Source organism: Paenibacillus sp. J22P277 (genome assembly GCF_059383675.1).
The window spans coordinates 459,141-474,484 of the sequence record NZ_JBXENS010000001.1 but is presented as its reverse complement, the minus strand read 5'-3'; the positions used below and the strand labels follow the sequence as shown (position 1 = coordinate 474,484).

Below are 15,344 nucleotides of genomic sequence, written 5' to 3'. Positions count from 1 at the left end.
TTTGTCATATTTCCGCCAGAATGCTATAGTATAGGAATAAGAAGCGGATAAGCTATCGGCTGGCGGCTGAAGGCACGCTACTTTACGGGAGGTGTAGGATAACCATGAGTACGCTGGCAGCGGACTATGAGAGAACGGACATGGGCACTATTCAAATCGCACCCGAAGTCATCGAAATCATTGCTGGTCTTGCGACAATCGAGGTACAAGGCGTAGCGGGCATGAGCGGCGGTTTGGCCGGCGGCATTGCCGAGCTTCTGGGTCGCAAAAACTTATCGAAGGGCGTTAAAGTCGAAGTCGGGCAGCGCGAAGCGGCCGTAGACGTTTCCATTATCGTGGAATACGGCAACCGGATTCCGGAGATTGCTTCGGACATTCAACGCAACGTCAAGCGCTCTATCGAAACCATGACCGGTCTTCATGTCGTCGAAGTAAACGTTCATATCCATGACGTTCATTTCAAACTGACGGAGAAGCAGGAATTGGAAGAGGCTCAGTTTCGGGTAAAATAATCCTCGTGGAAATGAATGACTCATACCCCCTAGTGGTTGGGCTTGCCGCTCGGCGCTAGGGGGTTTTATCTAGGAATACCAGAAAAAATCGGTTTAGTTTCACGATACGCTTAACTTGCTCTGCCCAACGTTTGAACGGCATGAGCCGTATCTTCGTAATCGTCCCAAGGAGGCATCTGTCGTTGATTAGAATGTTGGACAAGCTGCTGTTATTCCTATATAGCCTGGCGATCGGGGTGGCGGCGGCCATCGCGTTCTGCGCGGGGGTTTATTGGTTCCCGGAAGAGTGGCTGGACAATCTCGTACATAATTTGTACAGCGGCGACATGCGCTGGCTGCAGCTGACCGTCGTGACGGTAGCGGCAGTCGTTTTCTTGATCAGCTTGCGTTTCTTCTACGTTTCGCTTCGGCGGAGCAACGCGTCCGCTCCTTCCATCGACCAACGCACGGAGTTCGGCGACATTCGCATCTCGCTGGATACGGTCGAGAATTTGGCGCTTAAGGCGGCCGCACGACAGCGCGGCGTGAAGGATCTTAAGGCGCGGATCCGCATCGGCGAATCGGGTATCGAAGTATCGCTGCGCGCCATTGCGGACGGCGAGAGCTCCATTCCTACGCTGACCGAGGACATTCAGCGCGCGGTCAAGTCCCACGTGGAGGAAATTACGGGCATTCCCGTCGCGAACGTTTCCGTCTTCGTGGCCAACATCATCCAAACCGCGAACTTTAAAAGCCGTGTAGAATAGGGGTGATGCCGATGTGGAGGGAAATCTGGACGACCTACGGTGGACGGATCGCCGGTATCTCGGTGGGTATCATTTTGGGCCTTCTTTACTTCATCGTAGGATTTTGGGATATGCTGTTTTTCGGTTTATTGCTTTGGGTCGGCTACGCGATCGGTAAAATGAAGGATGAGCAAAAGGGCCCGATCATTCCCTGGCAGCAGCTGCTGGAATGGCTGACGGAGCGCTGGCGGCCGTTCAAATAGCACTATGGTCTCCTCCGTACCCCGGACAACGCGGCATCTGTTCGGGGCAGGGAGGAGATCATATTTTTTGAAATCCAGTATCGGATAAGCGTTCCTTATGCCGAGTTTGGATTTCTCCGGAATGAATCGGGTTGCTCCCGAGCAGGGGCAAGCCGATTCGCTTGATATAGGAATTTTCGAGGAACGGTCAGGAGGACACATGAAACGAAGGCTAGCACGGGAAATCGTGGTACAAAGCTTGTACCAAATGGAAATGAACGAAGAAGCGACGACGGCGTCCGCGGTCGACATGCTGGTGGACGAGGTGCACGCGGAGAACGAGATCGAAGCGGACGCGGCGGACGTCGGCAAGATTGACGAGTATATCCGGAGCCTTCTGCAAGGCGTCGTGGAACATAAAGCGGCGATCGACGACATGCTGCAGCACTATTTGACGGGCTGGCAGGTGGATCGCCTCTCGCGCGTGGATCGTCAGATATTGCGGCTTGCCTGCTACGAGCTGGTTTTCCGGGACGATGCGCCGCCGAAGGCGATCATCAACGAAGCGATCGAGCTGGCGAAGCATTTCGGCACCGACGATTCCGGCAAATTCGTCAATGGCGTGCTCGGACGGCTATTGCAGGCGCTGGACGAGCTCAAACCGAAAGCATAGGTTAATTTACAACGCGATTCCGATAAGCCCCTTGCAGCCACAGGCGTAAGGGGCTTCCGATAATTAAGCCCCTCGAGGCGTTTATAACTAGGAGTGATCGAAGTGACCGCACTACGTATTGAAGGGAAAGCAATTTCCGACGCCATCCGGACGGAAATCGCCGAGGAATCGGCGAAGCTGGTTGCGAAGGGCATCGTTCCGGGCCTTGCCGTCGTGCTTGTCGGTGAAGATCCGGCGTCGAAAGTGTACGTGGGAAGCAAAGAAAAGGCATGCCAACAGCTGGGCTTTTATTCCGAAGTCCATAAGCTTCCGGCTGCGACGACGCAAGAAGATCTTCTTGCGCTGATTGACCGGCTTAACGGCCAAAGCAGCATTCACGGCATTCTCGTGCAACTGCCGCTGCCGAAGCATATCGACGAGAAAGCGGTCATCGATGCCATCAGCGCGGCCAAGGACGTGGACGGTTTTCACCCGGTCAGCGTAGGCAACCTGGTCATCGGAGACGACAGCTTGCTGCCCTGCACGCCAGCAGGCGTCATCGAGCTGATCAAGCGGACGGGCATTGACATCGCGGGCAAGCATGCCGTTGTCATCGGCCGCAGCAATATCGTCGGCAAACCCGTTTCCATGCTGCTGCTTCGCGAGCATGCGACCGTAACGATCTGTCATTCGCGCACGGCTAATATGGCGGATATTGCGAGAACGGCGGATATTCTGGTCGTCGCGATCGGCAAGGCCAACGCCATCGGCCGCGAATTCGTCAAGCCTGGGGCCGTAATTGTCGACGTCGGCATCAACCGTCTTGAGAGCGGCAAGCTGGCAGGCGACGTGGATTATGAAGACGTGCTGGAGACTGCCGGTTACATCACGCCGGTTCCGGGCGGCGTGGGCCCGATGACGATCACGATGCTGATGCAAAACACGCTCAAAGCGGCGAAGCAGCAACACGCAGTAAAGGAGTGACTTCCGAACCATGGCGGACCGAACGCGTATATTTTCGATCAAAGAAATAAACCGCTACATCGGGATGAAGCTGGAATCGGACGATCTTCTGAGCGATGTTTGGCTGCGCGGCGAAATATCCAATTTCACGCATCATTCGAGCGGACATATGTATTTTACGTTGAAGGACAAGGACAGCCGGCTGAAATGCATCATGTTCGCTTCGCATAATCAAAGGCTCCCTTTTATGCCGAAGGAAGGCGCGAAGGTGCTGGCGCGCGGCAATATAGCCGTCTATGAGCGCGACGGCAATTATCAGTTCTATTGCACGGCGATGCAGCCGGACGGAATCGGGAGTCTCTATCTGGCTTACGAGCAGCTCAAGCGAAAGCTCCAGGACGAAGGGCTGTTCGACCCTGCGCGCAAGCGCCCGATACCGGCGTTTCCGAAAGCGATCGGGGTCATTACGTCGGCGACCGGCGCGGCTGTACGGGATATACTCATTACGCTGCAGCGCCGCCACCCTTCCGTGCCGGTGCTGCTTTTTCCTGTTTCCGTGCAGGGGGCGTCGGCGGCGCCTTCGATCGTCAAGGCGATCGAAAGCATGAACCGTTTGGCGGAGGTTGACGTATTAATAATTGGCCGGGGCGGCGGATCCTTGGAAGAGTTATGGGCGTTCAACGAGGAGGCCGTTGCCAGAAGCATCGCCGCTTCGCTGATTCCGGTCATCTCGGCCGTCGGCCACGAGACCGATTTCACGATCGCGGATTTCGTCGCCGACCTGCGCGCCGCGACCCCAACGGCGGCGGCCGAGCTGGCGGTCACGAGCGTCCACGAGCTGAAGGCGCAGCTCGCGCAGACCGAATCAAGGCTTGTTCAGATGCTGCGCATGACGCTTCAAGGGCGCAAGGAACGGTTGAACCGCCTGCGGAAATCGCCCGTCTTCCTCAATCCGCGCAAATACGTGCTGCAGCAGTCGCAGCTCCTCGACGTGATGCGGGAACGCCTGAAGCAGCGGGCGTTAAGGCTGGCGGAGCGCAATCGCGAGAAGTACGCGAATTTGAATCATGCGCTGAACAGGGCGCATCCCGGCGCCAAGCTCGCTTCGGCTTCGAAGCAGCTGCAGCAGGCCGGCGCCCGGCTGGAAGCCGGCATGGCTGCGGGATTAAAGGCGAAACGGCTGCAGCTGGTCGCCTCCGTTCGGCAATTAGATGCGCTAAGCCCGCTTAAAGTTATGTCTAGAGGGTATAGCTTAGTATATGACGAGCAAGGCAAGAAACTGGTCAAGTCGGTATCCGACGTCCAGCTAGGCGACCTGGTCCGGGTGAACGTAACGGACGGCCAGCTGGAATGCCAGGTATGGGGATTGAAAGGGGAGGCGTAAACGATGGCGGCGAAGGAAAAAGAGAAAGAAAAAGAGAAGGACGAGATCAGCTTCGAAGCGGCCATGGAGCGCCTTGAAACGATCGTCGGGAAGCTCGAAAGCGGCGATGTTCCGCTCGAAACGGCGATCGAGCTGTTCCAGGAAGGCATGAAGCTGTCGCAGCTCTGCGGCTCCAAGCTGGATCAAGTCGAGCGCAAGATCGAGATGCTGATCGAGTCGGAGAACGGCTTGCAGCGAAAACCGTTTGCCCCGGCGAACGAAGACCGAGGAGACTAAGCGTGAAAACCTCTCTTTCTCTTACAGACTATTTGAATCGTTCCGTATTGGAAATCGAAGAAGCGCTGCAGGCTATCCTTCCGCAAGAGTGGGATATTCCGCCTGCGTTGCGGGAAGCGATGATGTACTCCCTGGAAGCCGGCGGCAAGCGGCTGCGGCCGATTCTCGTGCTGAGCGCGTCGGAAGCCGTGGGCCGCACCGAGAACGCGCGGAAGATCGCGATGCCGGTCGCCTGCGCGGTCGAGATGATCCATACGTATTCGCTCATCCACGACGACCTGCCCGCGATGGACAACGATGATTTTCGGCGGGGCAAGCCGACCAATCATAAAGTGTTCGGCGAGGCGATGGCGATCTTGGCCGGCGATGGTCTGCTCACGCATGCCTTCTATTCCGTTACGCGCTCGGCGGCGCTCGGCGCACCGCCCGAAGCGGCGCTTGCGATCGTTTCGGATTTGGCCCGGCTTGCAGGCGTGCCCGGCATGGTCGGCGGTCAAGTAGCCGACATACATGGCGAACAAGGCGTTACATCGCTCGAGGAGCTGGAGTATATCCATCTGCACAAAACCAGCGATCTCTTGGTCTTCTCCGTGCTCGCGGGCGCGCGCATCGGGGGAGCGACGCAATCTCAGCTGGAAGCCTTGCAGCGGTTCGCGCGCAATCTTGGGTTGGCATTTCAAATTCAAGACGACATTCTGGATTTGGTCGGCGACGAAGCGAAGCTGGGCAAACCCGTGCAGAGCGACGTGGAAGAACGGAAGGTAACGTATCCGTTTCTGATCGGCATGGAAGAGAGCGAAGCGCTCGTCGTTCGCCTGACGCAAGAAGCGAAGCAGGCGCTCGACGAAGCAAAGCTCGCGCAGCCGGAGACGCTTCACGCGATTGCCGATTACCTGATGGGCAGGGACCATTAGATCTCCCTGATCATGGGCTTCTGACGCGAACTATGATATAATTTAGCCACGTTTGACGATTGTTGGCCAACGAGGGCTGTAAGCCGGGAAAGCGAGGAATTATCGTGTTGCTGGAACATATAAATGAGCCCAATGATTTGAAGTCCTTGTCGATCGCGCAGCTGGAGGAGCTTGCGGAAGAAATCCGCAACTTCCTTATCGAGAAGCTGTCGGCGACGGGCGGACATCTTGCTCCCAATTTGGGGGTCGTCGAACTTACCTTGGCGCTGCATTATTTATTCGACAGCCCGAAGGATAAGTTTATTTTTGATGTGGGGCATCAGTCATACGTCCATAAAATATTGACCGGGCGCAGGGACCAATTCGATACATTGCGCCAATACAAGGGACTTTGCGGTTTCGTGAAACGCTCCGAAAGCCCGCACGACGTGTGGGAAGCGGGACACAGCAGCACCTCCCTGTCCGCGGCGATGGGCATGGCGCTCGCCCGCGATTTGAAAGGCGAGAAGAACAAAGTCATCGCCGTCATCGGCGACGGCGCGCTCACGGGCGGAATGGCGCTGGAAGCGCTCAATCATATCGGCCATGAGAAGAAGAACCTGATGGTCATCCTGAACGACAATGAAATGTCGATCGCGCCGAACGTTGGGGCATTGCACCATTATTTGGGCAAAATCCGGACGGACCGCCACTACCAGAAGGCGAAGGATGAGCTCAACCAACTGCTGAACAAAATTCCCGCGATCGGCGGCAAGCTGGCCAAAACCGTGGAACGGCTGAAGGACAGCGTGAAATATTTACTGATGAGCGGCATCTTGTTCGAGCAATTCGGTTTCACGTACTTAGGTCCCGTGGACGGACACGATCTGGCGCAGCTGACCGAGCTGCTCGATCAGGCGAGCCGCATGCCGGGTCCGGTGCTCGTGCACGTCATTACCGTCAAAGGCAAAGGATATTCCCCCGCCGAAGCGGATTCGTTCAAATGGCATGGCGTTTCCACGCCGTACAAAATCGATTCCGGCCAAATGCTGAAGGTCGTCGGACCGCCGATGTACACCGAGGTGTTCAGCGACGCATTGATGGACTTAGCCGAACAGGATAAGCGGATCATAGCCGTTACGCCCGCAATGCCGGGCGGTTCGGGCTTGCTCAAATTCGCGGAACGCTACCCCGACCGCATGATCGACGTCGGGATTGCGGAGCAGCATGCGGCGACGATGTGCGCGGCGCTAGCTATGGAGGGACTCAAACCGATCTTCGCGGTATATTCAACGTTCCTGCAGCGGGCGTACGACCAAGTCGTCCATGATATTTGCCGGCAAAACACGAACGTCATCTTCGCGATCGACCGTGCCGGCTTCGTCGGCGGCGACGGCGAGACCCATCAAGGCGTGTACGATATTCCGTTTCTTCGCCATGTTCCGAACATGGTGCTGATGATGCCGAAGGACGAGAACGAGCTTCGCCGTATGATGAAGACGGCCATCGATTACGACGACGGACCGATCGCCGTCCGCTATCCGCGGATCAACGGGCTTGGCGTGGCGATCGAGAAGGAAATGAAGCCGATTCCGATCGGCACGTGGGAAGTGCTGCGGGAGGGCGAGTCCGCGGTGATCGCGGCGATCGGCCCGATGATTCCGGTAGCCGAGGAAGCGGCGGAACTGCTCAAGCGGGAAGGCTTGAACATTCGCGTGGTCAACGCGAGGTTCGTTAAACCGCTCGACGAAGCCATGCTGCTGCAACTCGCGGATGAAGGCTTGCCGATGCTCGTGCTGGAAGAGGGCTCGGAATTAGGTGGTCTCGGAAGCGCGGTGTTGGAGTTTTATTCCTTGCACCATAGGGACGGCATGCATATCCGCATCATGGGCGTGCCGGACGTCTTCGTCGAACACGGCTCCGTGAAGGAGCAGCGCCTCGAAGTGGGATTGACCGCCGAGCACGCTGCCGCGGAATTGAATACGCTGCTCCCGCGGATTCGCAAGCGCGTGCCCGGCCAGGCTTAAGAAACAGGAGATTCGGAACCGATGACGATTGCAAAAGAACGCATAGATATCCTACTCGTCGAGCAGGGCTACTACGATAGCCGCGTCAAAGCCAAAGCTGCGCTGATGGCGGGTCTCGTCATCGTGGATGGCGAGCGCATCGAGAAGAGCGGCATGAAGGTGCCGCGTACCGCCTCCATCGTCGTGAAAGGCGCGCTTCATCCTTATGTCAGCCGCGGTGGACTGAAGCTGGAGAAAGCGATCAAGCAGTTCGGTCTGAAGCTCGAAGGCGCGGTGATGCTGGATATCGGCGCTTCGACCGGCGGGTTTACCGATTGCGCGCTTCAGAACGGGGCCGCTTACGTCTATGCGCTGGATGTCGGATACAACCAGCTGGATTGGTCGTTAAGGCAGCATGAGCGCGTCAACGTCATGGAGCGTACCAATTTTCGGTACACGGTGCCGGAGGATTTGAAGGGGCCGGAGCCGACCTTCGCGACTATCGACGTTTCCTTTATTTCATTGAAATTGATTTTGCCGACCTTGGGCACGTTGTTGAAGCGTGGTGCCGGCGTCGTCGCGCTGATCAAGCCGCAGTTCGAAGCAGGCCGCGAGAAAGTGGGCAAGTCAGGCGTCGTGCGCGAATCGGCGACGCATCGCGAAGTGCTGCAGCAGGTGCTTGGATTCGCTGCGGGTCACGGCTTCGACTTGAAGCGGCTTACCTTTTCCCCGATTACGGGCGGCGAAGGCAACATTGAGTTTTTGGCGTACTGGATCTGGGAGCCTGGCGCCCCGTTGATCGGACCAAGCGATGAGGCGATCTCAGCGGTTGTCGCGGAGTCTTCGGCTGCGTTCACATGATTTCCTTGGCGTATCGGGGATCCGATAATGCCGACACATAATTAAGTCTTTCGTGAGGCTATGAAGCCGCATGAAAGGCTTTTTTTGATCATTGCGCGGTTTGCCCCCTTTGCAGACGGCGAATAATTTGCTAAGATAAGAACGAAAGCAAACAAATGTTCGTAGTGTCCGCGAAAGGAAATACTCCGCTTGGCGCGAAATGATAAAGGATATACTGATCGATTCGCGGGAGGTATGCCATGGGAGACTTCGGTGATTGGCTGGTTATGATCGTGGCCGGCGGACTGTTGGTGCTTTGGATATATCGGGCGTTTTACCGTTGGCTGCATGAACCGCCGGGCTTGAATACGAAGCTGCTTTTAAGCAAAGCGGAGGAAGTCCGGGAAGACGACGTGAACGTGGAGTTTCTCGAGAAGGCCGGTTATGAAGTCACGCACGGCAAGTACCGCGTTCCGCTGATGATCGATTTGGACGGGACAACCTTGCAGAGCCGATTATTTATAGATTTAATTGCCGAGAAAGACGGCAAACATTATATTGTCAAGACTGCGCGCGAGCGGATGCCCATTGATTGGACAGGCAGCGGCGTAAGAGACAGGTTGCTCGTCTACGCGCTCTTGATGCCGAATTGCGAAGGGGTATTGTTCGTGGATCACAAGGAATCCGTTATTCGGACGATTACGTTCCGGATCGGTTCCTAACCGAGGAGGAGAATATGAAGAGCGTTCGGCAAATGAAGATTCGCGAACTGATTACGGGCCAAATCATCGAGACCCAGGACGATCTTGTCGAATCGCTTAGAACGGCGGGACTTCAAGTGACGCAGGCAACCGTGTCCCGCGATATAAAGGAAATGCAGCTCGTCAAAGTTCCGATTGAAGACGGAAGGTACAAATATTCCATTCCGCAAGAAACCCGCACGCATTCGATCTCCAAATTAAAGCGCACGTTGTCCGATCATTTCCTGCATATCGATTTTTCGGATAATCTGGTCGTCATGAAATGTTTGCCGGGAACGGCGAATGCGATCGGCGCCATGATCGATAATATGGAATGGGTCGAAGTGATGGGGACGATATGCGGTGATGATACCATACTCATCATTTGCAGAACGAGGACGCTTAGCGGGGAAATCGTGGACCGTTTGCTTGGTTTAATGAATTAATGCTTTGATCTTTAATGCTTTGATGTTTCCAATCTAAGCTGTGGCGGATGAATGAATATGTTAAGGAGGAGAGGTACTATGCTTCGCGAGCTGTCTATACGCAATTTGGCTGTCATTGAACAAGTATCTGTGAAATTTCATGATGGGTTTCATGTCCTGACGGGTGAGACGGGTGCCGGCAAATCGATTTTGATCGACGCGCTCAGCCTTGTCGTCGGCGGGAGGGGCGCCACGGATATGGTTCGCTACGGCTGCGATAAAGCCGAAATCGAAGCCATGTTCGAATTGTCGGCCTCGCATCCCGTATGGAACATCCTGAATGCTTTCGGGATACAAGCTTCGCCCGAGGAAGGGCTTGTCATCCGGCGCGAGCTTTCTTCGCAGGGCAAGAGCATCAGCCGCGTCAATGGGCATATCGTAACGTTATCCATGCTCCGCGAAGCAGGGGAATCACTCGTTAACATCCACGGACAGCACGAACATCAATCGCTTCTTCGGACAGAGAAGCATTTGGATTGGCTGGATTCTTATGCCGGCGATGCCGTACTCGGGACGCTCGAGTCGTACCGTATCGTCTACAAGAAATACGAGAAGGTGCGGGCGGAGTTGAAGGATTTGGAAGAGTCCTCCAGGCAAAACATGCAGATGCTCGACCTGTATCGTTTTCAAATCGAAGAAATCGCGTCCGCACGATTGAAGCCTGGCGAAGACGAAGACCTCGCCGAAGAGCGGCAGAAGCTGATGTCTGCCGTCAAACGCCGGGATTCCGCGGCAGAGGCTTACAGCTTGCTAAACGGTAATAAGGGTCTTGACGCCATCAGTAAAGCGGTCGGCAAAGTGACCGATATTCGGGATTTCGACCCGCAGGTGATCGATCCGCTGCTAGAGCAGCTGCAATCGGCCTTTTATCAACTGGAAGATGCCGTGTTCCAGCTGAGGGATTATCGGGACGGCGTGGAATCCGATCCCGAGAGACTGACGCTTATCGACGACCGCATCGATCTCATCAACAGCTTGAAACGCAAGTACGGAGAGAACATCCCGGATATTATAGCCTATCTGAGCAGCATTCAATCCGAAGCGGATAAAATCGAGAACCGTGACGAGCATTTGGCGCGGCTTCAACAGGAACTCACGAAGCTGTTGACCGATTGCACGGCGCTGGGGCTTCAACTGTCGGCTTTGCGCCGCAAAGCCGCAGACCGTCTTGCAGCCGCAATCGAAAGCGAGCTGCGCCAGCTTCAAATGGAACGGACGACGTTCCAGGTTCAATTGGAACGGCACCAGAAAGGCGACAGCTTCAAGCTGCTTGCCAACGGCATCGACGAAGCGGCTTTTCTGATCGCTCCCAATCCGGGCGAGCCGCTCAAGCCGATCAGCAAAATCGCATCGGGCGGCGAGATGTCGCGGATCATGTTGGCGTTGAAGACGATATTCGCATCCATTGACGAAATTCCCGTCCTTATCTTCGACGAAGTCGATACGGGCGTCAGCGGTCGCGCCGCCCAGGCCATCGCCGAAAAAATGGCCAGGCTGTCCGGCCAATGCCAAGTGTTCTCCATCACGCATTTGCCGCAGGTGGCTTGCATGGCGGAGCATCATTACGAAATCAAAAAATCGATCGTGGCCGAACGGACTTCCACGCGGGTCTTGGAGCTTAACCACATGAACCGCATCGAAGAGCTTGCGCGCATGCTCGGCGGCGTGGAAGTCACGGAAAAAACTCGGCATCACGCACAAGAAATGCTTGACTTGGCTTACAAACAGAAGGGAGCATAATGGAACCCATTCAGGGAATGTTTTTGGCGACATAAAACAATAAGGGCAGGGATACCTTAAAGGTACGCAAATGGCGAACCACCTTTCTCGTCAAGCGATTCAGCAGCAGGGAGCGTGAAGTCATTGAATGCCTATCAGCGGAAGCGGTGGCTGGGTCTATTCCTCGTCATCATCGTCTGCATGCTTGGTCTTTCCTCTCCGATTCAACATTTCGCCGCATTTCCGAATGAAGTTCGATTGTTCTCGGGCCAATTGAAGCAATTAGATTACGGCATGCCCGTTCATGCGCAAGTCACGTCCGATTCGCAATCGCTGCAGATTAACGGTTCGTACGACAGATCCACATCCATTAATCTTAACAAGCCGGTAACGATTCAGTCTTCCCATAGCGGCGAGACGACATTGAAATTGAAATTATTCGGCAAAATTCCATTCAAGACGGTGAAAGTGAATGTCGTGCCTGATCTGCGGGTCATTCCTGGTGGACAAACCATCGGAGTCAAGGTGAAATCAGCGGGAATTATGGTCGTCGGACATCATCAAGTCGTTAGCGAGAAGGGAATGAAGGTTTCGCCGGGAGAAGCGGCAAAATTGCAGCTGGGCGATCTGATCGTTCGCATCAACGGCACTTATGTCAATGAAGTTTATAAGGTCGCCAAGCTGGCGGAAGAAGCCGGATCGGCCAAACGCCCGCTTCACCTGACTGTCAAACGCGGCACGAAGATGTTCGAAACGAAGCTCTTACCCGTATTCGATTCGGAAGATCGAGCCTGGCGGCTTGGATTATATATTCGCGACTCCGCAGCGGGCGTCGGTACGTTAACGTTCTACGCGCCGGATCAAGGCGTCTACGGAGCCCTCGGACATGTAATTACGGACATGGACACCCAAACGCCGATCGAAGTCGGCGAAGGGCAAATCCTGCAGTCCAACGTAACGTCCATCAATAAAAGCCAAAACGGCGAGCCTGGCGAAAAAAGGGCGCATTTCATAAAAGAAAGCAAGGTGCTCGGCAATATCGAGCGGAATACCTCTTTTGGCATCTTCGGTAAAATGAAGGAGCTTCCTGCGCACAGCTACAATCAACAATCGATTCCGGTAGCGTTTGCCGAGGAAGTAAAAGAAGGACCCGCTCAACTGCTCACGGTCGTAAATGGCCAGAAGGTGGAACGCTTTAACGTCGAGGTCGTGCATGTTACGCGGCAGCAATCTCCCGCAACCAAAGGAATGGTCATCAAAATTACGGACCGCCGATTGCTGGAACAGACAGGCGGCATCGTTCAAGGGATGTCGGGCAGTCCGATTATTCAAGACGGCAAACTGATTGGCGCCGTAACGCATGTGTTCGTTAATGATCCGACGTCGGGTTATGGCTGCTTTATCGAATGGATGCTTCAGGATGCGGGAGTTCTTCTGAAACCGGCTAGCTTAAATCTTAAGGCGGCATAAGCCCCCTTAAGATTTTTGTTTTCAGGAGGCAACAGGGGTTACAAAGGGGAAGCCAGCCTGTATAATAAAAAACGGAAGAGACCGTTTTCAAGGCTTGTTTGTCGAAAATATACGAACGATGATGGTTCATGTAACAAATTATTTATTATAAAACACAATGAATTAAAAATAAAGAAAAATATTATTCGACAGAAGGAATTTAATCCCTTGTGTCGAAAATGTTAAATAGCAGGAAAGACAGAAGCATACTGCGTCATAACTATTAAATTGACGGAATTGAGTCTAAGGAGGATTATACCTTGCAAAGAATTGAAGTATTGTTGGCTGATGACAACCGTGAATTTACGACGCTGCTTTCCGAGTACATTTCAGAACAAAACGATATGGTGGTTACCGGTGTCGCTTATAACGGGGAGGAAGTTCTGCGGCTGCTTGAAGAAACGCGTCCCGATATCTTGATTCTCGATATCATCATGCCTCATCTCGACGGACTTGGCGTTCTTGAACGCCTCCGCGAAATGAATCTGCCATCCATGCCGAAAATCATTATGTTGACGGCATTCGGTCAAGAGAATATTACCCAGAAGGCTGTTCAACTCGGTGCTTCTTACTACATATTAAAGCCGTTCGACATGGAGATTCTTGCGAACCGCATTCGTCAGCTCGTCGGGAATCCTACGGTAATTTCGTCTTCTTATTCCAATTCCTCGTCTTCCATGATGACATCCAAATCCAATGTCGTGCCGATCGCCAAAGGCAAGAACCTTGATGCGAACATCACGAGCATCATTCATGAAATCGGTGTACCCGCCCATATTAAAGGATATCAGTACTTACGCGAAGCCATCACGATGGTGTACAATAACATTGAAATTTTAGGCGCCATTACGAAGACGCTTTATCCCGCGATCGCCGAGAAGTTCAAGACGACGCCTTCGCGCGTCGAACGCGCTATCCGCCACGCGATCGAGGTCGCTTGGACGCGCGGCAACATCGACAGCATCAGCCACCTGTTTGGTTATACCATTAATATCAGCAAATCGAAGCCGACGAACAGCGAGTTTATCGCCATGGTCGCCGACAAGCTGCGGATCGAACATAAGGTATCATAAGGATAACGCACGAATGTAAATGCAACGGATTCGAATGGAACGCCACTCCCTTGCCATGGGACGTGGCGTTTCGTGTTTGTTGTGCGCATATTTAGGAGGATTGTTTTGACAACATCGACGCTTACTTCCGTTCCTTCATGGAAACGATTAACCATATTGCTGTCCGTTACGCTCATTTCGGGATTTAATCAAGGGTTGCTCCTGCCGCTTCTCGCCATCCTGTTGGATCAGCGAGGCGTATCTTCGGACATGAACGGCATCAATTCCATGGCTTTGTATGTCGGCACGTTCAGCATGATGTTTTTCATCGAGAAGCCGATTCGCCGATTCGGCTACAAAGCCGGCATCATTACGGGAATTACGCTCGCAGGAACGGCAACGCTGCTGTTTCCGCTGCTTCCTTATCTCTGGGTTTGGTTTGCATTGCGAATTGCCGTGGGCATCGGCGACAGCGCGCTGCATTATTGCACCCAACTGTGGGTGGTCAGCAGCAGCCCGCCGGCGCGAAGAGGCCGGTTCATATCGCTTTACGGCATGTCTTACGGAATCGGGTTCAGTCTCGGTCCGATCGGCATTAACCTGGTCGATGTCGGACATTGGCTTCCTTTTGCCTTGAACACGCTGCTATTCCTGCTGGTTCTGACATTCGTGCTGTCGTTAAAGTCGGAATATCCGGATTCCGCCAGACCGGCGGCTGAGCATGGGAACCGGTATTGGTTCACGTACCGCACGGCATGGTTTGCGCTCTTGCCGGCGATTCTGTATGGTTTGCTCGAGGCGACCATGAATAGCAATTTCCCATTGTACGGCCTGCGAATCCACCTGAGCAAGGAAACCATCTCGATGCTGCTGCCGGCGCTCGGGATCGGCAGTCTGCTGCTCATGTTCCCGCTTGGCAGCGCGAGCGACCGGCTCGGGAGAAAACGGGTGCTCATGTTTTGCGCGTTTTCTGCGGGGTTATTGTTTATGGGAGTGCCTCTCGCAGGGGATCACAAGATCCTCTTGTTTGCGCTCTTGGCGCTTATCGGCGGCTTGGTCGGTTCCTTTTTCTCCCTTGGCCTCGCCTATGCGGCGGATCTGCTTCCGCGAAACGTGCTGCCTTCGGCGAACGTCATCGCCTCCATTCACTTCAGCTTAGGCAGCTTGCTCGGTCCCAGCGTCGGCGGGTACTGCATACAATATGTATCCGCGTCCAGCATGTTTTATTTGCTCGGTGGCGCCTTCACGTTGTTTTCCGCCGCTGGTTTGTTGTTCAAGCATGCCAAGGGAGCCGAGGCGGACCAATCGAACACGGTTATATAAGTCGCCGCTGTCCAAACTTATCC

At 54.4% G+C, this 15,344-nt stretch carries 16 protein-coding genes; all 16 read left to right on the top strand.

Going from position 1 to position 15,344, the window contains the following annotated elements; translation table 11 throughout:
• The first annotated feature begins 104 nt into the window (after nucleotides 1–104).
• The 16 genes from AC50YL_RS02500 to AC50YL_RS02425 all read left to right on the top strand — a co-directional run bounded on the left by AC50YL_RS02500 (nucleotide 105) and on the right by AC50YL_RS02425 (nucleotide 15,321).
• Nucleotides 105–512 (top strand): Asp23/Gls24 family envelope stress response protein, encoded by a 408-nt coding sequence (locus AC50YL_RS02500; RefSeq protein ID WP_494829045.1) that lies wholly within the window; start codon nucleotides 105–107, stop codon nucleotides 510–512.
• Nucleotides 513–694: 182 nt separating this feature from the next.
• Nucleotides 695–1,258, top strand: coding sequence for an alkaline shock response membrane anchor protein AmaP (gene amaP, locus AC50YL_RS02495; RefSeq protein WP_494829043.1), 564 nt, complete (start codon nucleotides 695–697; stop codon nucleotides 1,256–1,258).
• Nucleotides 1,259–1,269: 11 nt separating this feature from the next.
• Nucleotides 1,270–1,500 (top strand): DUF2273 domain-containing protein, encoded by a 231-nt coding sequence (locus AC50YL_RS02490; RefSeq protein ID WP_494829042.1) that lies wholly within the window; start codon nucleotides 1,270–1,272, stop codon nucleotides 1,498–1,500.
• A gap of 199 nt (nucleotides 1,501–1,699) precedes the next feature.
• Nucleotides 1,700–2,152 (top strand): transcription antitermination factor NusB, encoded by a 453-nt coding sequence (gene nusB / locus AC50YL_RS02485; protein ID WP_494829040.1) that lies wholly within the window; start codon nucleotides 1,700–1,702, stop codon nucleotides 2,150–2,152.
• A 102-nt stretch (nucleotides 2,153–2,254) separates the two neighbouring features.
• Entirely contained in the window at nucleotides 2,255–3,115 is an 861-nt protein-coding gene (folD, locus tag AC50YL_RS02480; protein ID WP_494829039.1) for a bifunctional methylenetetrahydrofolate dehydrogenase/methenyltetrahydrofolate cyclohydrolase FolD, read from the top strand.
• A gap of 10 nt (nucleotides 3,116–3,125) precedes the next feature.
• Complete coding sequence (xseA, locus tag AC50YL_RS02475) at nucleotides 3,126–4,478, top strand: exodeoxyribonuclease VII large subunit (protein WP_494829038.1); 1,353 nt, start codon at nucleotides 3,126–3,128, stop codon at nucleotides 4,476–4,478.
• Nucleotides 4,479–4,481: 3 nt separating this feature from the next.
• The gene (gene xseB, locus AC50YL_RS02470) at nucleotides 4,482–4,754 is read left to right on the top strand and encodes an exodeoxyribonuclease VII small subunit (protein WP_161740723.1); all 273 of its coding nucleotides are present in this window, start codon (nucleotides 4,482–4,484) and stop codon (nucleotides 4,752–4,754) included.
• Nucleotides 4,755–4,756: 2 nt separating this feature from the next.
• The gene (locus AC50YL_RS02465; RefSeq protein ID WP_494829036.1) at nucleotides 4,757–5,668 is read left to right on the top strand and encodes a polyprenyl synthetase family protein; all 912 of its coding nucleotides are present in this window, start codon (nucleotides 4,757–4,759) and stop codon (nucleotides 5,666–5,668) included.
• Nucleotides 5,669–5,772: 104 nt separating this feature from the next.
• A complete protein-coding gene (dxs, locus tag AC50YL_RS02460) occupies nucleotides 5,773–7,674 on the top strand; it encodes a 1-deoxy-D-xylulose-5-phosphate synthase (RefSeq protein ID WP_494829035.1) in 1,902 nt (633 codons plus the stop codon).
• Between the two features lie 21 nt (nucleotides 7,675–7,695).
• Entirely contained in the window at nucleotides 7,696–8,514 is an 819-nt protein-coding gene (locus AC50YL_RS02455) for a TlyA family RNA methyltransferase (protein WP_494829034.1), read from the top strand.
• A 239-nt stretch (nucleotides 8,515–8,753) separates the two neighbouring features.
• Nucleotides 8,754–9,215 (top strand): hypothetical protein, encoded by a 462-nt coding sequence (locus tag AC50YL_RS02450; RefSeq protein ID WP_494829032.1) that lies wholly within the window; start codon nucleotides 8,754–8,756, stop codon nucleotides 9,213–9,215.
• A gap of 14 nt (nucleotides 9,216–9,229) precedes the next feature.
• Nucleotides 9,230–9,679, top strand: coding sequence for a transcriptional regulator AhrC/ArgR (ahrC, locus tag AC50YL_RS02445; RefSeq protein ID WP_494829031.1), 450 nt, complete (start codon nucleotides 9,230–9,232; stop codon nucleotides 9,677–9,679).
• A 78-nt stretch (nucleotides 9,680–9,757) separates the two neighbouring features.
• Nucleotides 9,758–11,458, top strand: coding sequence for a DNA repair protein RecN (gene recN, locus AC50YL_RS02440; protein WP_494829029.1), 1,701 nt, complete (start codon nucleotides 9,758–9,760; stop codon nucleotides 11,456–11,458).
• Nucleotides 11,459–11,581: 123 nt separating this feature from the next.
• On the top strand, nucleotides 11,582–12,907 hold the full coding sequence (gene spoIVB / locus AC50YL_RS02435) for a SpoIVB peptidase (protein ID WP_494829776.1): 1,326 nt from the start codon (nucleotides 11,582–11,584) through the stop codon (nucleotides 12,905–12,907).
• 299 nt (nucleotides 12,908–13,206) lie between these two features.
• Nucleotides 13,207–14,019 (top strand): sporulation transcription factor Spo0A, encoded by an 813-nt coding sequence (spo0A, locus tag AC50YL_RS02430; protein ID WP_161740709.1) that lies wholly within the window; start codon nucleotides 13,207–13,209, stop codon nucleotides 14,017–14,019.
• Nucleotides 14,020–14,124: 105 nt separating this feature from the next.
• Complete coding sequence (locus AC50YL_RS02425) at nucleotides 14,125–15,321, top strand: MFS transporter (RefSeq protein ID WP_494829028.1); 1,197 nt, start codon at nucleotides 14,125–14,127, stop codon at nucleotides 15,319–15,321.
• The last annotated feature ends 23 nt before the right edge of the window (nucleotides 15,322–15,344 follow it).